Raw genomic sequence first — 17929 nt, 5'->3', positions numbered from 1 at the left:
TCCCACATGCGCTTAATTTGGAACCAGTTTGTTACCGCCATGGAACCTATGGTGGAACCTTGGCTGCCTATACTAGCAATTGTTAAGTATCTTTATCAAGAAAGTCATCTAAGGAGTGTGTGGTGGTTGATGTGGTTACTTTAGCGGGTAGTCCAGCGCCCCGCTCAACAACAGCAGTGCTTTTGGAGCATTCCAAGGCTGTGTTAGAACGCCACGCGCTGGTCGTTAAATCGATGAGTGTGCGGGATATTCCACCAGAGGAATTGATCGGCCAAGCCCAATTCAGCCCAGCAGTGCGTCATTATACTCAACTTATTCGCCAAGCGGGAGCGTTAATTGTGGCAACGCCTATTTATAAGGATACCTATGCTGAATTGTTACGTGCGTGGCTTAATTTACTTCCAGCAGGAGTTTTACGGAATACGCTGGTATTGCCAATAATTACTGGCTCCTCGGCACGCACCGAAGCCCAAATTTATGCAGATTTAGCAGCGCACTTTCGCCAACTGGGAGCCAAGCATATTATTCCGAGCCTATTTGCCGCCGAGCAGCAAATTCAATTAACTGCAAGCAAATCGCAGCCGCGGATTCATCGCCATTTAGAAGAACGTTTGGGGCTGGCGCTTGATGAGATTGCCCAGCAATTAGGAGTTTTGCCATTGGCAGCAGTGGCCTAAGGAGCAGATCATGGCACGCCGTTTTTCAATTGGTTGGCGACGCTTGGCCTTGGCTTTGATCGTCGGACCTTTGGCAAGCTGTGGCTCCACCAGCAATGATGCTGCTTCGAATAGACAAACGAGCACCCGCAGCCTGCGGATTGGCTATCAAAAGGGTGGCTCGTTGCCGATTCTCAAGGGCAACGGCACTCCTGAGAATCGGCTCAAGGATGTGATGAAGGTTGAATGGCACATTTCCACTCAGCGAACGGCTATTTAATAGCAGTTTCCAAATGATTCGCAATATTCCCCATTTGGCCTTGCTGCCATTGGTGATTTTATGGTTTGGCATTGGCGAAACAGCACGCCTCTTTCTGGTAGCTTTTGGCGTGTTCTTCCCGCTGTATTTAAATACCTATCACGGTGTCCGCAGTATTGATCCCAAGCTGCGCGAGATGGGCATTGTGTATGGGCTACCGAAATGGGGCTTGTTTCGCCATAGTATCTTTCCCGGGGCCTTGCCATCAATGTTGGTTGGCTTACACTATGCCTTGGGGGTCATGTGGCTCACCTTAATCGTGGCTGAAAGTTTGGCATCCAACGCGGGCATTGGCCACTTGACCATGAATGCCCGTGAATTTATGCAAACCGACGTGTTGATCATGGGCATTGTGATCTATGCCATGCTTGGCAAGTTGGCCGATACAATTGCTCGTTTGATCGAACGCCGCAACCTTCGTTGGCAAGTTGGCGCATAAACAATCATTGCGTAGGAGTGTGTGTGATGAGTATTCGTGGCGTTGAATTAGGGCTGCGTGGTTTGGGAAAGGCTATTGCCAACCGCACAATTTTGCACGACATCAATCTTGAAATTAAGTCAGGCGAGTTTATCGCCGTTATCGGCAAAAGTGGTTGTGGCAAAACCACGCTCTTGCGCTTGATTGCTGGACTCACCGAGCCAACGATTGGCCAAGTTGCACTTGATGATAGCCCGCTCGATGGCTTAAATCCTGCGGCGCGGGTGATGTTTCAAGATGCCCGCTTGTTGCCGTGGAAACGGGTTTGGGAGAATGTCGCGCTCGGTTTGCCGGGCCTCAATGCCGATCAAGCCCTGCAAGCCTTGCACCAAGTTGGCCTTGCTGATCGCGCCTACGACTGGCCCTTAGGCTTATCTGGCGGCGAACGCCAACGCTTGGCCCTTGCCCGCGCCATCGCCAACACGCCAAGTTTGTTGCTGCTCGATGAGCCATTTGGCGCGCTCGATGCGCTCACTCGCATCGAAATGCAACAATTGGTCGAGCAATTATGGCGTGCTCAAGGCTTCACCGCCATTCTCGTCACCCACGATGTTGAAGAAGCCATTGCCCTAGCCGACCGCGTGCTGCTGATTCAAAACCAACATATTGCGCTCAATTTGCCAATTCACCTGCCACGTAGCCGCCAACGGGGCAGCGCCGAATTCGCCGCGATCAAAGATCAACTGCTTGGGGCAATTTTCGGCGCGGGCTATCCCTTGGTCACGCGGGTGGTTGGGGCATAAAAGAACATAGAACAAAGAGCATAGAACATAGAACATAAATCACGGGCGAGGAAGAACCACGCGATCAGAACTCCCCTCTCCCGTGGCGCGGGCGAGGGGCTTTTGGTTGTGTGGGTTTGGCATGATTGGTGGTGAACATTGGTGCTCCCCCTCGCCCGCGTTTTCGTGGGAGAGAGGGTTGGGTCATAAAAGAACATAGAACAAAGAGCATAGAACATAAATCACGGGCGAGGAAGAACCACGCGATCAGAACTCCCCTCGCTCGCGTTCAGTGGGAGAGGGGTTGGGGGTGAGGGCATGCTTCTGTTTGCTAAACCAATAGTCCCTTCTCCCTCTAAACTGCCCCCTCAATTTAGCGAATCCCAAAGCTAGTGATGATATGCGGCGTATCGATAATCACATGCGGCGCAATTGCGTGGTAGCCCCAAGCGTGCACCCAAGCATTGCCCGTGCGCAAGGTCAGCACGGTTTTGATCATGCCCGCTCCAAAATAGTTAATCAGCATAAAGATGATTGAAATGGCGCATTGGTTGGGGTGCTGAAGTTGGTCCACGCCTCGGCCATGTGGACCATCGCATAGCACAAGCCACCAAGTAACACGGTTGTGATGGCCGAACCAGTAATTTTGAGCAAGCGTGGAACCAAAATTGAATAGATCAGCACCATCGTTGGCAGCACCGTACCAATCCCATAAATTACGAAGGAAAGAGGCAAGCCCAAGGCCAATTGGCTAAAACTTAAGCGATTGAGGCTGGTACTCAAGGTTGTTAACTCGAATAATATTTCTGAAATCCCAATCACTGCGATTACCAGCAAATCATTGCGGCGATTGCTTGAAACTAAATTGAGCTGAACATTGCTATAGCGCCGGCGAAACCACAGATATGGACCAACCGCATAAACCACAAAATTATAGATGGCCCAGCTCCACAATTCGGCAACCGCTAAATCGCTATGCCCGCCAACTAAGGTGCCTGCCAAATGAAAACTAAAGGGTTTGAAGCCCAATAACGGACCTAAAACCCAGCCCAAGGCTTGCCCAAATACTGCATAACCAACTAAGCCAACAGTTTCGGGCAAGGCTTGGCTGTGTTCAGGGGCGCGCGCAGCCAGATCGGGAATTGAGCGTTTGCGCGTGAGCATAGAGGTCAAGCCCATCAATACAAACACTTCAAGCAGCATAATGCTTGGCACAAACATCTGCATAATAAATGGAGCGCCTGCAAACGCAGGCCGATCAAATGGCAGCACGCCCTTGGTCAATAGCACAATCAGGCCATGACCCAAAATCCATAGCACGATCGCTAATTGCACTCCGCGATGACTCAAAATGGTACTCATCCATGTTTTTTTGGGTAATTGTTGCGATTGGCTGATTGGCGTTTGCATTGGATTAATCCTTATCGATTCACAGATTGATGGCTTGAGCGTAAAGCCTGACACAGTGGCAGAGTCAAGCAGCAATCTAAATATGAAGGATGAAGGATGATGTCAGACGAGTTGAAACCACGAAGGACGCGAAGCCCACGAAGGCTGAAAATCGCCGATCAGCCAACAATTACAGCAATTCAGCCCCTGCCCATGGGGATTTAGCTGATGGGCAAACATTGGCTTTTTGAACATCTATGACAAAGCCTTGGCAAGCCCGCAACTCGTAGTACACTACCTAGGTGCTTGCGATGGCGGCACACTGAAAACTGCAATTAACCATCCTAGAGAGGAAATAGCGTATGGCTTCATCAGAGGCAAACAGCGTGCCCCAACGCCGCGCCCGCCCGCAACGACTTAATCGGCGCAAAATCGCCAGCATTGTGATGGCATGGATGGCTTTGTGCTGGCTGATTATTGGCAGCGTGTTTTATAGCATCATCCCTGGGGGCTGGTTCAGCATTATCGGCTTGATGCTACTGAGTTATATTCCTTTGCTCTTCGTTGCGCGCTCGTTTGGCGGGCCAGTTGCACCATCGGCGCATCTGCGCTTATGGGGCTTTCGGCCATTTTGGTATAGCCAATTGCTGTTGCCGCTGATGGCGATGGGTGGCTTGGTCGGTTTGATCATCGGCTTGCCATTTCATAGCAGCGGCATTGTTGGGCGTAGCCTTGCTGGCGGCATCGGGTTGCTCTATTTGGCAGGCATTGGCTTGGCCTATTTTGGTTCACGCCGCTTGGCAGTGCGCGAATTGACCGCCAACTTACCCCAATTACCCAACGAACTGGCGGGCTTGAAGATTGTGCAAATCTCGGATACCCACGTTGGGCCGCATACCTCGCGCCGCCATTTGCGCAATGTGGTCGAGGCGATTGAAGCAGCCAAGCCCGATTTGATTGTGATGACCGGCGACCAAGTTGATGATTATGTCGATGATGTTAAGCCATTTGCTGCCGCCTTCGGCCAACTTTCAGCGCCGTTGGGCGTGGTCGCGATCGCTGGCAACCACGATGTGTACGCAGGCTGGGATGGCGTGCGCGCTGGTTTAGAGCAGATGGGAATCAAGGTTTTGGTCAATCAAGCCACAGCTTTTAACTATCGCGGCGTGCGTTGGTGGCTGGCGGGCACTGGCGATCCTGCTGGAACCTATGTAGCAACAGGCCGCGAACCAGTAGCACCAGATATTGCCAAAACCTTGGCTAATATTCCAGCCAACGATTTTTATGTGGTCTTGGCGCATAATCCAGCACTCTGGCCAGCCTTGGCCGAACGCAACGTGCCATTGACCTTGAGCGGCCACACCCACTACGGCCAATTTGCCATCCCCAAACTTGGCTGGAGTATGGCCTCAGCCTTTTTGGAACACTCAATGGGCCACTATCAGGTTGCCCAATCGCTGCTCTACATCAATCCAGGCACCAACTATTGGGGCATTCCCTTCCGGCTTGGCACTAAACCAGAAGTAACCGTGATTACGCTCCAACCAAGCCCAACCGCCACGATCAGCGAATCGAAAGCATAAACCAAACATCTTTAAACCATCAGCAGCTAGAACGCAATCGTTGGAGCTGTTGATGGTTTTTTGTTCCATATTTGTTACAAAAAAATCGTTTATTTTAATTGTATTGCTTCTATACTTAGATTATGAAGTATCTTTTTAAATATAATTGGCTCGCAATAGTGGCGTTTATAAGTATATTTTTATTGCAATGGATCGTGCTCCGCCCATTATTACTCGGTATTTCAGCTACGTATGTCGTCTTTGCGCGCAACGAGTCATTCAGTCAACGTTTGTTCCTCTATTGTATTATGACTTCTAGCATATTAATTGGTGGCTTATTTGCTCGCAAGCACTATCTGCTGTTAGCACCCCTGATCGCAACCAGTAGCTATCTGCTTGGCGTGTTCTATCTACAAAATCTATTTGTGAATCCCGATCTCTGGAAGCTTAGCCAACGTGGCTACAGCGTCAGAGCACTCGAAATCGCCAGCATTGGCATCGCTCTTGGTTGGCTGATTGATGGCGTGCGACAAGCCATAATCCTTAGCCGCCGCAAACGCCAAGCCCTGCATACAGCAACACTTTATCCTACGTCAGATGATTCCTAAACCTTAAACCCAAGGAGCAAGCGATCAGTTTTTAGGGGTCAGAGAGACAGGAAACAGAATAAAAGGTTGGGAGTTAAAGAAACATATCAATAATCCAGCACATAAATATTTGGGGGTGCAGGGGGCTGAAACCCCCCTGCGTCTCCCTCCAGCGGAGGGACGGAAGGGAGGTGAACCAATGCTGAAGGATCAATCCTCAAGCAGTCAAACCACCAAGAACGTTAAATTAAGCAAGCGGCGTACTCACCTCAATCAACATTGCTGAAGGCGCTTCAAAATAAAAGCCATAGCTACCACGCATTGAGTGTGGTTGCTGGAGCGTGGCAGCATACTCAGCCTGCAAACGGGCAAAACACGCATCAACAGCAGCGCTCGATTCAAGCACAAAGCCCACATGAAAGCCCGCCGGATACTGCGGCGGCTCGTTTTGTTGGCTCAACACTAAACTAAATTGGGCTTGGTCCTGCAAAATCGCCAAACGCGAGCCTTTAGTTGTCAAAACCGCAAAATCAAAATAACGGCAAAAGAAATCACACGCCTCAGCTAAATCGCTAACAATCAAATTCAGATGATTAAGCTGCATTGCAGACCTCTGCATTCTTAATCAGTTGCGCCAACACGTTGAGCGTTGTTGCATACGCTTCTGGCGTGATCTGCCGCATCAGTTGCGCCCGCTGCTCGTGCACCAAGCGCGTAAGATCAGCAAAGCGCGCAGATGATTAAGCTGCATTGCAGACCTCTGCATTCTTAATCAGTTGCGCCAACACGTTGAGCGTTGTTGCATACGCTTCTGGCGTGATCTGCCGCATCAGTTGCGCCCGCTGCTCGTGCACCAAGCGCGTAAGATCAGCAAAGCGCGCATATGCCGTTGGATCGATTGTAAGTTCACAGGCCATCAGATCAGTGTGATCGATTGGCGCGGCGAGCCAATGTTGCTCAACTAATGCCGCAACTATCTGGCGCAATGTTGCTTGATCTGCTAAAACAGCGGTGATCGCTTGGACTGAATCCAAACGCACTGGCTGCTGTTGCTGCACGATATTTAATAATTGCCAAGCCAAACGCGATAAGCCAAACTGGGACACTGCTCGATCCAAGCATGCCGTCAGTGCCTGATCGGCCTCTTTGAGCCAATAGCCGATTGGTTTTTGTTGCTCGTTCATCATTATTCCTCCATAACAGAGCAACAGCATACTGCTTGGCACAGGCTTAATCTTGTAAAAAATCGGCATTAACCTGCTGGCAAAATTGGCGCGGCGTGAGGCCAGCAAAATAGCGAAATTCATGCTGCAAATGAGCTTGGTCGCTATAGCCCAAATCAACTGCCAGCGCGGCAATCGATTGTTGCGGTTGCTGCACCAAGCGATCGCGCACCTGCTCAAAGCGAATCAAACGCGCTAGTTGCTTGGGCGTAACGCCAGTTATTTGGCGAAATTGGCGCTCCAATTGGCTTAACGAGAGCCGTTGATGCTGGGCTAATTCGCGCATTCGCAGATTGCCAAACTCTTGATAGAGCAGCAAACCGCTATGGTGCAGCGCCAACTTTGGCTTGCTCGCACCCATGTGATCACTTAAATAAGCATGAACCTGCTGCAAAAGTGTGGCCAAATCGGCAGCCCGCGCCCAGTAGCGCACCTGAGCAGCAAAGCGCTGCCAGCGCGGCTCGCGAAGCGCCAATGGTTGATTCGGCACACAAACTTGGCCCAGCAAATCGCCAACCGCCCAGGCATAGATTTGAATGCCAACCAGTTGGCAAGCACCAGTTGCATACAAATATAATGGTTGCTGTTGCACGCCCAAGATAAATGCCGCTGGCAGCTTGCAGAGCGCGCCATTGGCTTGCAGCCATTGCAGCGGCGCACCACAGCAAATAATCAATTGGGCATACGAATCGGGAATAATTGCTTGGCGATTGTAGTGGGCCTGCGATTCAGCCAACGCCCACAGCTGCACAATCTGCGAACCCAGCGATTCGTCAACGCCCAAGCTTTGGTGTTGCATCAAGCCTCCTTGCAGCCAAAAGCAGCATTAAACAAAAAGACACTCGGCAAAACCGAGTGTCTTGGTGACGCATACGGGATTCGAACCCGTGATCTTCACCTTGAAAGGGTGACGTCCTAGGCCGCTAGACGAATGCGCCATGCAACGTTGTGTATTATATCCAGCAGCCGATTTTTGTCAAATTGCCTAAGTATAATCGCGAATCTTACCTCAGCCCAACCCCGCGCCAAGACGCGGGCGCAGGGTTTTAGCGTGGCTAAGGCAAGATTACAATTCAACAATCGACAAGCGATCGAGCGCAAACATGCGCTGCGCATTGCGCAAGTAGCAGTAGGCGTGCAAAATGTGGCGCTTACCTTCAACCGTCAGGCCAATTGGCAATACCCGCCGTTCAACTGGATCGCCGCCAGCAGTCCGATATGAGATCATCAGCGATTGACGGCTGGTCATGGCCGTCGAAATTTCTTGAATCAACGGGCTTTCTTCATCGCCAGGCAACAGGCCCCGCTGCGCGCGCAGCAAATCGGCCAAAGTATGCACGCCTTTGCGATACAAAATATCGAGCAGATGTTCAAAGACTGGGCGCAAGGCCACGACATCGCTCATGGCGCGGTGCGAAGGCGCTTTTTCGCCAAGGTTGGTTGCCAACGAAGTCAAATTATAGCGCCGCGCAGTGATGTAGCGTCGCGCCAAAGCCAGCGTATCGATTACCGGAGTTTCAAGCGGTGGCAAATTAATTCGGCCTAATTCGCTGGTCAAAAAACCAATATCAAAATAGGCGTTGTGCGCAACTAAAACCGCTTCGTGAAATAATTTATTGACTTTGGGCCAAACTTCGCCAAATGATGGTGCATTTGCGATCATTTCGGCACTAATACCATTGACCGCGAATGCAGCGGGATCAATTTCGCGTTGCGGATTTACCAAAAACTCACAACGATCAATAATCTCGCGACCTTGAATGCGCATTGCAGCCATTTCACAAATGCGATGCCCAATTTGAACATCTAAGCCAGTGCTTTCCATATCGAACAACACAAACGGAATGGTGTGCAACGGACGATCAAGGAGAGTATACATGCGTGCTTCATTTCTAGTTCCCGTGCGGGAAACATTTAACAACTTCGCCCGACATTCCGTGCAAAAGGCTTGCAAGGTTTGTCGTTACTGATTGTCAGTCTAACACGCTCATGTGTCAATATTTGTCATTTTACTAATCAGTTTAGCTCTGATCGTCGCTAATATCGGCCACTTCGGCTTTGGCTGCTTGTTGTAAATGGCTGGGCGCGACCAGCATTTGCAGGCCACGCTGACCTGCGCTCAAGCTGATGCGCGCATGCTGAAACGCGCTGAAATCGAGCACAACCGGCATTACTCGCCGCGTGCCCAACGGTGAAACGCCACCTTTGAGATAGCCAGTCAAACGGGTTAATTCCTCAATTGGAGCCATTTCAACCCGTTTATCGCCAATCGCATCAGCCAATTTCTTCAAGCTCAAATGATGATCGCTGGGCACAACTGCCAACACATAGCCTTTTTTCTCGCCTTTGACCAGCAAAGTTTTAAACAACATATTCAAGGGCAAGTTGAGCTTTGTAGCAGCTTCTTCGGCGGTAAATTCTGTTGCCTCAAAGCTCAATAGCTCAAAATCGCTGGTCACACGGCACATCACATCAGTTGCACGGGTTCTGGTTCCCATAGTCGGCCTCCATTTGCGTTTATGTATAGCATTATAGCGCTTGATTGCGTCGATTAAACCCGCCTAAAGCCGCATGCAGCAGCTAAAATAGGCGGTATAATCAGCCTTGAAATAGTAGCTCAATTGGAAGAGCGCTTAGCCCAAATACTTTGAGATGTGGTTTCGAGGCCCACCTATTTCAAACTTGGCCATGAACCGTAGCTTAATGAAAAGTATTATCTTGCAAAGATAGTGATAGCGGTGCAAATCCGCTCGGTTCATGGCCTTGATCGCAGCTCAAGATATGAAATAGTAGCTCAATTGGAAGAGCACTGGCCTCCAACTCCGGGGATGTGGGTTCAAGGCCCACCTATTTCAGCCAAGCTCGCGCTGTCGCTTAACGAAAAGTAGCGCCCTTCAAGGCGAAGATGGCGGTGCAAATCCGCCCAGCAGCGAGCTTGGCCAAATTTGGCCTATTCAATCAACACAAGGAGCACATGTATACAATTTTCAGCCGAACAGATTGAGCTTTGCCTCACGATTTTGCAACAGATTGCTGATGATCCCAGCCAGATCGATCAGCACGACCGCTTTAAATCATTGGTTGCCAAAATCTATAAGCAAGGCCGCAAAGCCCAAAACGACCGCAAACGCCAACAAATCGCCAATCACGATCAACACTTGAGAGAGCAGACAATCCTGCTGCAACACAAACGCGGCCAAAACGCACCGCCGTTATTGCCAAACGATGCAACCAGCGAGTTGCAACGGGCCAATCATTGTTATAGCTGCAAGCAATCGTATACCAGCTTACACTTTTTTTATCATGCGCTGTGCCCAGCCTGCGCTGAACTGAATTATCAGAAACGCCACCAACGCGCCGATCTGACTGGTCGGGTGGCAGTGGTTACTGGTGGCCGGATTAAAATTGGCTATCAATTGGTTTTGCGCTTGTTGCGCGATGGCGCGCGAGTGATTGCCACCACCCGCTTTGCCCACGATTGTGCTCAGCGACTCAAAGCCGAGCCAGATAGCCACGAATGGCTGGATCGGGTACAAATTTATGGCTTAGATTTGCGCATGCTGCCCGCCGTTGAGCAATTTATTGCCCATTTGCACGCTACCGAGCCAAGCATCGATCTGCTGATCAACAACGCCGCCCAAACGATCAAACGGCCTTATGAATTTTATCGACCTTTGATCGAAGCCGAACGCCAAGCAATGAATGCAGATCAGCACTTGTTAGTGCATCATGAACAACAGCATTTGGACTTGCTCAATCAGAGCCAGAGCTATGCCTTACTTGGCACAGGCCAGCATGTGATTGATCATACGCGCCACGATTATGATGGCTTGCCGCTCGATTATCGTGAGCACAATAGTTGGTCGTTGCTGCTTGATCAGATTGATACCCGTGAGTTGCTCGAAGTGCAACTAATCAATGCGGTTGCGCCATTTATGCTCAATAGTCAGCTCAAACCATTGTTGTTGCGCTCGCCATTTGCACGACGTTTTATCATCAATGTTTCGGCCATGGAAGGTCAATTTCAGCGTGCCAGCAAAACAGCGCGCCATCCGCATACCAACATGGCCAAAGCAGCGCTGAATATGCTCACCAGAACAGCGGCCCAAGATTATGCTCAAACTGGCATTTTTATGAATAGTGTCGATACCGGCTGGATTACCGACGAAAATCCGTATGCCAAGCAGCAAATGCTGCAAAACGAGCATGGATTTTACCCGCCGCTTGATGCAATTGATGGCATGGCGCGAATTTACGATCCGATTGCCCAAGGCATTAATCACGCTGACGAGCCATTGTTTGGCCATTTTTTGAAAGATTACGCGCCATTTCCATGGTAAAGGAGCGCCACAATGAGCGAATTAGTGCTATGCCCAATTCAAGAGCCGCTTGAGCAGCCCAATAGCCAAGCGGTTTTGCAACCATTGCTTGCGCATTTAAGCCACAATCAGCCAGTAACCAGCGCCACAAGCTTTACGCGAGGAACTGTGTTGCCTGATGGTCGCTTAGATTTATGTAAACAACAACTTGGCATCGAGGGCTGCCAATTGGTGGCCCAAGCGCTTGCCCAAAATACCACCATCAAAAGCCTGTTGCTGGGAACAAATGGCATCGGCAATGCAGGCGCTGAAGCAGTTGCCCAGCTCATTGAGCAAGATCCAACCCTAGAAATTGTCTATCTTGGCTGCAATGCGATTGAAGCGAGCGGCGTTGAAGCATTAAGCCAAAGCCTGCGCAATAATCCTAATGTGCATGGCCTGTGGCTCAAGCGCAACCCGCTCGGCCTCGCAGGCGCGCAAGCAATTGCCACATTGCTGGAAAACAACCAGCATTTGCGCACCCTCGATTTGGTCAATACCAATTTGGGCATGGAAGGCTTTGGTCTGATTATCCAGGCCTTGATTCGTAGCAACCGTAGCCTTGAGCGAATCTATCTGAGCGGCAATCAGCTTGAGCCAGAGGCCGCCGAGTTGTTAGTCGAATTGCTACAGCATAATTCAACGCTCAACGAACTCTACTTGAGCGTCAATCAATTTGGCGATCGTGGGGCGCAGATTTTGGCAGAAGGCCTAGCTGTCAATCAACATTTGCGGGTTTTGGAGCTTTCGAGCAATGGAATTGGGCTTGCAGGCGGCGCACCTTTGCTCGAAGCAGCTTTTGCCCATCCACGGCTTGAGCAATTTAAACTTGGCTATGCGCCTTCAACCAAGGTTTTAGCGGCACAAGCCAACCAAATTGGCGATCATGGCGCACAACTGATTGGCCAGTTGCTGCCAACCAATCAGCGCTTGCGCCAACTCGACCTGACGCGCAATGGAATAACGAAGCTCGGCCAAACCAGCCTTGCCCAAGGTTTGGAGTATAATTATAGCCTTGTAGAATTGGCGCTTAATAAGGTCCAAGAGCCATTGATCAAACACTATTTGGAGCGCAACCGCCAAACAGCGCCACCAATTCAGCAGCACGCGGATATTGCACAAATCAAGAGTGTTTATCGTACTAATATCAGATAATTAGAATCTATCGAGATGGAGAAGCACCCATGTTCAAACCAAAACCACAACTTAAACTCTCGAAGCAGGGCATCAATGCAGTCTTATTGATTGGCGGGATTGGCGCAAGTTTTCTCTTAATCACGACGCTGATTATCACACTTTCGACCAAAGAACTTGATACCTTTCTCGGTTGGTTCAACTTTATTGGCTTTGTCATCCTCTTGGTCGCGATTCGGCTAGTGCTGCGCCGCCCAGGTATGTACGAGTTGCCACCGCCGCCAGTAATGCCAACCAACGTTGATCCCAGCCAAGGCTATTATGTTCCACCAGCGTATGTCAATGAATCGCCAGGGCCGTTTGCCCATGGCGCTGATTCAATTCCGCCAATGCGCACAACTTTGCGTGGCAAATTCGCCTTGGCTGGCACATTTATCTTGGGTTTTATCCTCATGCTTGGCTTGATGGCAATTCTAAGTCGCACAGCTGGACTCAATGATCGAACTATAACCAAATTTTTGATCGGAGGCATGATTGCGGTTGCCATCGCAGCACCCAACATTTTGCGCCTACCAGGCATGCGCAAACCCAAGTAATAAATTCGATCCACGAAGATCACGAAGCAGCGAAACCGCAAAGGACGCGAAGGTTATTTTTTGATCCACGAAGGACACGAAGAAAACATTGGCTATAGGCTATTGGCTTTTGGCAATTGCTCACCAAGCTTCGATAGCCCATAGCCTTCTTTTTGACTTTTGACTTTTGCCTTCATCCCTCATATGTTCTATGTTCTTCGTCAAAAATGAGGGGTTATGTTAAATATCGCCTATATTGGCCGAACGGCAGCTGGTAAGCTAACAAATTTGAAGGCCCTGGCCAAACAGTTACCCCAGCACATTAGCCAGCCATTGAACCAAGTCTGGATAGAATCTGGTTTTTACTATTATCAACTTGGCCTGCATTATGGTGGGCATAATATCACCCTCAAAGCCAATCATGGGGCAATTCTGTTTGAAAAACATCAATTATATGTGCTAAATGATGTCGATGGCGTAGTATTTGTGCTTGATTCGAATCGTGAACTGCTTGACCAAAATATTCATTTGCTGCGCACAAGTTGCAGCTATTTGGCCCAACAAGGCAGGCTTGGAAAAATCGCCAAGGTTATTCAATTTAACAAACGCGATCTGCCAGATCCATACTTAACTTCGCTAGCCAATTTTCAACACTATTGCAACGCAATGAACTGGCCAAGCATCGAGGCAAGTGCAGTCAACCAGCAACATTGTGTTGAAACATTGGATTTACTGCTTGCCCAAGTTTGATCTCCAAAGCAACACGAAACAAAGAAACCGCGAAGAACGCGAAGAGCGCGAAGGTTATTATTTGATCCACGAAGGCCACGAAGAAACACGAAGGGTCAGCTTTGTGCTCTTCGTGGATCATCATTATGTTCTATGCTCTATGCTCTATGTTCTTCTTTGGGTGGATCGCCAATCGGCGGTTGGGGCCTGCTCGGCGGATCGCCAATCGTGGGCGGCGCATCATTGGCTGGCTCAATTGGCGGGTCACCAATCGGCTCGGATTCAGGTGTTGGTGGCTCAATTGGTTTTGGCTGATCGCTTTGGTCGCTCATCGCAATATCCTCATCCTAACGCTAGGCTTTGCCGTTGCGTAATGTTCGAATAAATTGAATAATCGCAACTAGCGTACCAACAATACTCATTACGACCCCCAAAACCACGCCCAAGGCCGTACCGCCAACCGCATAGGTGGCTTTTTGTTGCGAGGTAGCTAGCGCTGGCGGCAAGGCGGTCGTTGGCAAATCGGGCGGCGTGGGCAAGGCGATTGCTGGTGCTAGCTTCGCGCGGCGAGTTTGATTCCAATCGGTATAGACGCGGCAAAACTCCGCGCCAAAAAAGATAATTTGGCTAGCATAATAAATCCATGCCAGCAGCGCGATAAAAGCCGCCACCGTTGTCGAGGCGGTATATTTATTGCCGCCAAGAAACAGCGAAAGCACGATTTTGCCAATTTCCCATAGCGCTGCGGTCAAAATCGCGCCCGGCAAGACATCGCGCCAGCGCATTTTGGGCTTGGGCATGGCAAAAAACAGCAAAAAGAAAATTAAGACATTGACTGCAAAGGCTAGGACAAAAGTAAAAATTTGCCAGCCAACGCCAACCCCAGGCAAATTAAAGCTCTTGGACAAATTTTCTAAGCCTTGCAACACCGAGGAAAGAACCAACGAGCTAATTAAGAGCAAGCCAATCACCAATACCAAGGAGAATGCTTTGCCACGCTCAATTACGGTACTTCTAATTGTGTACAGAAAATTGCCCTGCTTGGGCTGAATATCCCAAATTACATCAAACGATTTATCGATTTGGACAAAAATCCCGCTAGCAGCAAAAAAGGTTGTAATTAAAGCGATTGGGGCATTTGTGCCAGCTTGTTGGCTTAGGCTTTTCAAAATTTCAACCAATGCGTTGCGAATCGAAGAGTTATCAACGCCAACTTGCGGGCTAGTTTGAAAAACTTGCATTATCGAGTCAACTAGCGTTTTTTCAACATCTGTACCTGTATCGCCTTGCAAGCGCAACCAATAACCCAAGACCGAAAGTAATAATAAAATCAAGGGAAAGATTGAGAATACCGCATAATACGCCAATGATGCAGCCATACGCGAACAATCATCATCATTCCATGCTTTAACCGTGCGTTGCAGCAATGGCCACGCAGTTTTCGTAACCCATTGTTTCATAAATTGCGCCTCATCTCACACTAGGCGATTAATTGACCGATTAGGCTTGTTCGCGATTGAGCATGCCAGCGCTGCCAAGCACGCTTTGGGTTTCATCCATCAACTCTTCAATTTGGCGAATATATGATTGATGTTGAGCCGTGGCCGCAACTTCAGCAGTAACCTCGTCTTGCTGAATTGTGGCCAAGCGCTCGCGCAATACTTGCAATTGATTGCGATAAGTATCAGTCAATTGGTCATCAATCGCTTTGCTAAACCACAGCTCGCGGCCCAAAATTTGAATCGTCGCCGCCAAGGGTGGCGCAATCAGCATGCCCAAAATCCCCGAAGCCTGCGCCATCACCATCAATATCAAGACCACCAGCACCGGGCTAACCCGATTGGCTCCGTATAAGCGTGGCTCGACCCAAATTTGCAGCATTGCAAAAACGGCAATCGTCGATAAACCAGCTAACAACGCCACTGGCAAACTGACCATTAAGCCCATCGCGACCGCTGGAATCAGCGCCAACAAGACACCAACCCAAGGTACAAGCCAGGCAATCGCAATCCACAAGGCCAGCAAGGTTGGGTAAGGCATGCCAATTAATTCAAAGACAATCCCCAAGCTAATGCCCGCCAACGAGCTTTGGGCCACTTCGCTGCGAATATATGCCCCAACTTCAAGCTCCACTGCCCGCCAAATCGTACGCGCACGTTGGCGATGTTTGGCATTAATCAACGAAAGCCATAAGCGCTCAAAGCGATTTTGATCAACCGCCCAATAGGTGCTCAGCGAGAGCAAAATAACCAACTGGGCCAGAAAATCAAACACGCCACTGCTAAACCCGATAATGCTATCCACAACCGCCGTGCCATCGGTGCCAGCCATATAATCAAGCAAGCCTTGACGCGACGGCAATTCGCTGGCAATCGTTTGTTGCCATTGTTGGCCTTGCGGCCAAGTGATGGTGATATTGGTATAAAAACTCAGTAATTGATCGCCAGCTCGTTGCAATTCAGTCAACAAGCCGCGGCTAATCACTGCAAACAAGCTGCCAAAAAAGATAAAACTGGCAAAATAGACCAAGCCATAGGCTGCGCCACGACTGATGCCGCGATCAATCAAGCGCTGCGCAAATGGCCGAACTGCCGAGGCAATCACCAACGAAACCAAAAAGAGCAACACCGCATCGCTAAACATCCACATCAGCACCACGAGGCCAATTGTGAAGAGGATGGTTGCAGTAACCCGCGCCAGCTGTTTCATGCGGCTAGTTCCTCGCTGCTATTGATCGCCGCAAGCATGCCATCCAAATCAACAACTACATGCTCAAGTTGATCATCAAACACAATATTGGCTTCATCTTCGTTTTCATCAGCCCGATTATGCCGCTGAAGGGCTTGGAGCAATTGTTGCGATTCATAATGCAACACGCCAAAGCGATCGCGGCGAGTTACATTTGCGCTGGCTTCATTTTGATTAAACACCAAGCGGGTAAAGATAATTTGCACAATTGCCGCCAGGGGCACGGCCAAAATCCCGCCTGCTAAGCCCAAGGTTGCGCTAAATGCAGCAAATGCCACCAACGTCAGCACCGCATTGACCCCAACCGCGCGATCCATCACCTTGGGAACCAAGAACGTGCCTTCAATTTGTTGAATCACCACAGTTGCCACAATCACCCAAGTAAAAGCGGTCACATCGCCTTGGGCAAGCGTAATCAGCAACGGCGGCACCGCTCCTAGCACCGGCCCCAAAATCGGAATTGTCTCCAACAAGCCCGCTAAAATGCCCAACACAATCGCATAATCGATGCCAATCAACAGGTAGGCAGCGGTCGAAAGTGCGCCAATCGAAAAATCAAGAATCAATTGACCGCGAATAAACGCGCCCATTTTGGCTTGAATTTCAGCAATCAGCGAACGCCAATTCTCGCGCTTTTCAACCTCGACTAATTGCAACAACGTGCGCAGCACCCGATCGCCATCGAGCGTCCAGTAGAAGCCAAGCAACAGCGTCGCAATCACCACAAACAGACTAATGCCTGTATTTTCGAGCACACTGATTAATTGAGTCACCGCCAAATCTGTTTGTTGTTGGTTGGTTTCTGCAGGAGCAACGCCCGAGAGCGAAAGCGGCGCATCAAGCGGCAACCGAGCAGCCAAATTACGAATAAAACTACTGCGCGAGGAAACCAGAAACTGGCGCGCATCGTGATAATAATCGGGAATTTTGGCGGTAATCGCGGTAATTTGCTCAGTAATCAGCGGAGCCAGCAGCACCACAACCCCAATCAGCAAGCCCAATAATAGCAGGTAGGCGATAATCACTCCCAGCTGGGGCGAGATTTTGAGCCGTTGCAACAGCTGCACCAGTGGGCGAATTGCCGTGCTGAGCACAAACGCAATAAATGCCACCACAAACACGCTATAAAAATTAACAATAATAAAAGCGAGGCCGATCATCGCAAGGACGACCAAAGTTGCGGTCATGACACGCCGCGTTGTCCAACGAGCGAGGGTCAACGAAAGCTCGTCCATAGCGACTCCCATACACAAATATGCTTGGCTGGATTGATACTGGCAGGATTTAAGCAACAACTATACCAAAAACATCGCGGGTAGCAAACGCGAAATTAAGCCAATCCTTAACCGATTCTTGCCAGATTTTCAGCAGAGTGTGCTATGCTAGGGGAATAATTCCGAATCCCACCACCTGAGCGGTGTTGCCTATTATTCAAGAAGGAGTGTGCTG

Annotated in this window: 20 protein-coding genes, 3 tRNA genes and 1 pseudogene; 12 read left to right on the top strand and 12 right to left on the bottom strand. The window is 49.7% G+C overall.

The features are described 5' to 3' along the window. Window positions 1–122 precede the first annotated feature (122 nt). The 4 genes and pseudogenes from ACFMKP_RS04210 to ACFMKP_RS04195 all read left to right on the top strand — a co-directional run bounded on the left by ACFMKP_RS04210 (window position 123) and on the right by ACFMKP_RS04195 (window position 2196). Window positions 123–677, top strand: coding sequence for an NAD(P)H-dependent oxidoreductase (locus tag ACFMKP_RS04210; RefSeq protein WP_382289341.1), 555 nt, complete (start codon window positions 123–125; stop codon window positions 675–677). Between the two features lie 10 nt (window positions 678–687). Further along, on the top strand, window positions 688–936 hold the full coding sequence (locus tag ACFMKP_RS04205) for a hypothetical protein (protein WP_382289339.1): 249 nt from the start codon (window positions 688–690) through the stop codon (window positions 934–936). Beyond that, window positions 899–1414, top strand: a pseudogene (locus ACFMKP_RS04200) (ABC transporter permease subunit); the annotation flags it as partial. The gene ACFMKP_RS04205 and the pseudogene ACFMKP_RS04200, both read left to right, overlap by 38 nt. Window positions 1415–1440: 26 nt before the next feature. Further along, window positions 1441–2196, top strand: coding sequence for an ATP-binding cassette domain-containing protein (locus ACFMKP_RS04195; RefSeq protein ID WP_382289338.1), 756 nt, complete (start codon window positions 1441–1443; stop codon window positions 2194–2196). Window positions 2197–2548: 352 nt separating this feature from the next. Here ACFMKP_RS04195 and ACFMKP_RS04190 read toward each other — a convergent pair whose 3' ends face one another. After that, window positions 2549–2674 carry a hypothetical protein gene (locus ACFMKP_RS04190; RefSeq protein ID WP_382289441.1) on the bottom strand — a complete coding sequence of 42 codons (126 nt, stop codon included), beginning with the start codon at window positions 2672–2674 and terminating at the stop codon, window positions 2549–2551. A gap of 20 nt (window positions 2675–2694) precedes the next feature. After that, window positions 2695–3585: a hypothetical protein gene (locus tag ACFMKP_RS04185; RefSeq protein ID WP_382289336.1), complete on the bottom strand. Its 891-nt coding sequence runs from the start codon at window positions 3583–3585 to the stop codon at window positions 2695–2697. Between the two features lie 341 nt (window positions 3586–3926). Here ACFMKP_RS04185 and ACFMKP_RS04180 point away from each other — a divergent pair, with 341 nt between their 5' ends. Both ACFMKP_RS04180 and ACFMKP_RS04175 read left to right on the top strand, forming a co-directional pair. Then, window positions 3927–5147 carry a metallophosphoesterase gene (locus ACFMKP_RS04180; RefSeq protein ID WP_382289334.1) on the top strand — a complete coding sequence of 407 codons (1221 nt, stop codon included), beginning with the start codon at window positions 3927–3929 and terminating at the stop codon, window positions 5145–5147. Window positions 5148–5434: 287 nt separating this feature from the next. Next, window positions 5435–5734, top strand: a complete 300-nt coding sequence (locus tag ACFMKP_RS04175; protein ID WP_382289332.1) for a hypothetical protein — start codon at window positions 5435–5437, stop codon at window positions 5732–5734. A 226-nt stretch (window positions 5735–5960) separates the two neighbouring features. Here the strand turns inward: ACFMKP_RS04175 and ACFMKP_RS04170 are convergent, their stop codons facing one another. The 6 genes from ACFMKP_RS04170 to ACFMKP_RS04145 all read right to left on the bottom strand — a co-directional run bounded on the left by ACFMKP_RS04170 (window position 5961) and on the right by ACFMKP_RS04145 (window position 9434). Then, window positions 5961–6317 carry a VOC family protein gene (locus ACFMKP_RS04170; protein WP_382289330.1) on the bottom strand — a complete coding sequence of 119 codons (357 nt, stop codon included), beginning with the start codon at window positions 6315–6317 and terminating at the stop codon, window positions 5961–5963. A 136-nt stretch (window positions 6318–6453) separates the two neighbouring features. Beyond that, window positions 6454–6900: a hypothetical protein gene (locus tag ACFMKP_RS04165; protein ID WP_382289328.1), complete on the bottom strand. Its 447-nt coding sequence runs from the start codon at window positions 6898–6900 to the stop codon at window positions 6454–6456. Window positions 6901–6943: 43 nt separating this feature from the next. Further along, window positions 6944–7735 carry a helix-turn-helix domain-containing protein gene (locus tag ACFMKP_RS04160; RefSeq protein WP_382289326.1) on the bottom strand — a complete coding sequence of 264 codons (792 nt, stop codon included), beginning with the start codon at window positions 7733–7735 and terminating at the stop codon, window positions 6944–6946. Window positions 7736–7797: 62 nt separating this feature from the next. After that, window positions 7798–7874: transfer RNA gene (locus ACFMKP_RS04155), tRNA-Glu, on the bottom strand. A gap of 128 nt (window positions 7875–8002) precedes the next feature. Continuing rightward, a complete protein-coding gene (locus tag ACFMKP_RS04150) occupies window positions 8003–8815 on the bottom strand; it encodes an exonuclease domain-containing protein (RefSeq protein ID WP_110515180.1) in 813 nt (270 codons plus the stop codon). A 142-nt stretch (window positions 8816–8957) separates the two neighbouring features. Beyond that, window positions 8958–9434 (bottom strand): aminoacyl-tRNA deacylase, encoded by a 477-nt coding sequence (locus tag ACFMKP_RS04145; RefSeq protein ID WP_382289324.1) that lies wholly within the window; start codon window positions 9432–9434, stop codon window positions 8958–8960. A gap of 108 nt (window positions 9435–9542) precedes the next feature. Between ACFMKP_RS04145 and ACFMKP_RS04140 the strand changes: the two genes are divergently transcribed. The 6 genes from ACFMKP_RS04140 (at window position 9543) to ACFMKP_RS04115 (ending at window position 13753) form a co-directional block, all read left to right on the top strand. After that, window positions 9543–9615, top strand: a tRNA-OTHER gene (locus ACFMKP_RS04140). Between the two features lie 104 nt (window positions 9616–9719). Further along, window positions 9720–9791 (top strand) — tRNA-Trp (locus ACFMKP_RS04135). A 165-nt stretch (window positions 9792–9956) separates the two neighbouring features. Further along, window positions 9957–11276, top strand: coding sequence for an SDR family NAD(P)-dependent oxidoreductase (locus tag ACFMKP_RS04130; RefSeq protein WP_382289322.1), 1320 nt, complete (start codon window positions 9957–9959; stop codon window positions 11274–11276). A gap of 12 nt (window positions 11277–11288) precedes the next feature. Continuing rightward, complete coding sequence (locus ACFMKP_RS04125) at window positions 11289–12449, top strand: ribonuclease inhibitor (protein ID WP_382289320.1); 1161 nt, start codon at window positions 11289–11291, stop codon at window positions 12447–12449. 29 nt (window positions 12450–12478) lie between these two features. Next, complete coding sequence (locus ACFMKP_RS04120) at window positions 12479–13024, top strand: hypothetical protein (RefSeq protein ID WP_382289318.1); 546 nt, start codon at window positions 12479–12481, stop codon at window positions 13022–13024. Window positions 13025–13240: 216 nt separating this feature from the next. Beyond that, window positions 13241–13753, top strand: a complete 513-nt coding sequence (locus ACFMKP_RS04115; protein ID WP_382289316.1) for a hypothetical protein — start codon at window positions 13241–13243, stop codon at window positions 13751–13753. Window positions 13754–13890: 137 nt separating this feature from the next. Here the strand turns inward: ACFMKP_RS04115 and ACFMKP_RS04110 are convergent, their stop codons facing one another. From ACFMKP_RS04110 to ACFMKP_RS04095, 4 genes are read right to left on the bottom strand one after another with little or no spacing between them, the layout of a single operon-like run. After that, entirely contained in the window at window positions 13891–14064 is a 174-nt protein-coding gene (locus tag ACFMKP_RS04110; protein ID WP_382289314.1) for a hypothetical protein, read from the bottom strand. A gap of 21 nt (window positions 14065–14085) precedes the next feature. Further along, window positions 14086–15192, bottom strand: a complete 1107-nt coding sequence (locus tag ACFMKP_RS04105) for a YihY/virulence factor BrkB family protein (protein ID WP_204754752.1) — start codon at window positions 15190–15192, stop codon at window positions 14086–14088. A gap of 40 nt (window positions 15193–15232) precedes the next feature. Beyond that, window positions 15233–16441, bottom strand: coding sequence for an AI-2E family transporter (locus ACFMKP_RS04100; RefSeq protein WP_382289312.1), 1209 nt, complete (start codon window positions 16439–16441; stop codon window positions 15233–15235). Further along, on the bottom strand, window positions 16438–17715 hold the full coding sequence (locus ACFMKP_RS04095) for an AI-2E family transporter (RefSeq protein WP_382289310.1): 1278 nt from the start codon (window positions 17713–17715) through the stop codon (window positions 16438–16440). Before ACFMKP_RS04095 ends, ACFMKP_RS04100 begins: the two co-directional genes overlap by 4 nt. Window positions 17716–17929 lie beyond the last annotated feature (214 nt).

The sequence above is a fragment of the Herpetosiphon sp. NSE202 genome, assembly GCF_042688385.1.
Taxonomy (GTDB): Bacteria; Chloroflexota; Chloroflexia; order Chloroflexales; family Herpetosiphonaceae; genus Herpetosiphon.
The sequence above is the reverse complement of the archived record's forward strand: the minus strand, read 5'-3'. Positions and strand labels throughout refer to the sequence as shown.

Bases quoted from the DNA above. Each gene is read 5' to 3' on its own strand.
- ACFMKP_RS04105 (WP_204754752.1), bottom strand. From the start codon at position 15,192: ATGAAACAATGGGTTACGAAAACTGCGTGGCCATTGCTGCAACGCACG.
- ACFMKP_RS04110 (WP_382289314.1), bottom strand. From the start codon at position 14,064: ATGAGCGACCAAAGCGATCAGCCAAAACCAATTGAGCCACCAACACCT.
- ACFMKP_RS04180 (WP_382289334.1), top strand. From the start codon at position 3,927: ATGGCTTCATCAGAGGCAAACAGCGTGCCCCAACGCCGCGCCCGCCCG.
- ACFMKP_RS04095 (WP_382289310.1), bottom strand. From the start codon at position 17,715: ATGGACGAGCTTTCGTTGACCCTCGCTCGTTGGACAACGCGGCGTGTC.
- ACFMKP_RS04115 (WP_382289316.1), top strand. From the start codon at position 13,241: ATGTTAAATATCGCCTATATTGGCCGAACGGCAGCTGGTAAGCTAACA.
- ACFMKP_RS04205 (WP_382289339.1), top strand. From the start codon at position 688: ATGGCACGCCGTTTTTCAATTGGTTGGCGACGCTTGGCCTTGGCTTTG.
- ACFMKP_RS04195 (WP_382289338.1), top strand. From the start codon at position 1,441: ATGAGTATTCGTGGCGTTGAATTAGGGCTGCGTGGTTTGGGAAAGGCT.
- ACFMKP_RS04175 (WP_382289332.1), top strand. From the start codon at position 5,435: ATGACTTCTAGCATATTAATTGGTGGCTTATTTGCTCGCAAGCACTAT.
- ACFMKP_RS04190 (WP_382289441.1), bottom strand. From the start codon at position 2,674: ATGATCAAAACCGTGCTGACCTTGCGCACGGGCAATGCTTGGGTGCAC.
- ACFMKP_RS04120 (WP_382289318.1), top strand. From the start codon at position 12,479: ATGTTCAAACCAAAACCACAACTTAAACTCTCGAAGCAGGGCATCAAT.
- ACFMKP_RS04165 (WP_382289328.1), bottom strand. From the start codon at position 6,900: ATGATGAACGAGCAACAAAAACCAATCGGCTATTGGCTCAAAGAGGCC.
- ACFMKP_RS04170 (WP_382289330.1), bottom strand. From the start codon at position 6,317: ATGCAGCTTAATCATCTGAATTTGATTGTTAGCGATTTAGCTGAGGCG.
- ACFMKP_RS04160 (WP_382289326.1), bottom strand. From the start codon at position 7,735: ATGCAACACCAAAGCTTGGGCGTTGACGAATCGCTGGGTTCGCAGATT.
- ACFMKP_RS04125 (WP_382289320.1), top strand. From the start codon at position 11,289: ATGAGCGAATTAGTGCTATGCCCAATTCAAGAGCCGCTTGAGCAGCCC.
- ACFMKP_RS04185 (WP_382289336.1), bottom strand. From the start codon at position 3,585: ATGCAAACGCCAATCAGCCAATCGCAACAATTACCCAAAAAAACATGG.
- ACFMKP_RS04150 (WP_110515180.1), bottom strand. From the start codon at position 8,815: ATGTATACTCTCCTTGATCGTCCGTTGCACACCATTCCGTTTGTGTTG.
- ACFMKP_RS04145 (WP_382289324.1), bottom strand. From the start codon at position 9,434: ATGGGAACCAGAACCCGTGCAACTGATGTGATGTGCCGTGTGACCAGC.
- ACFMKP_RS04100 (WP_382289312.1), bottom strand. From the start codon at position 16,441: ATGAAACAGCTGGCGCGGGTTACTGCAACCATCCTCTTCACAATTGGC.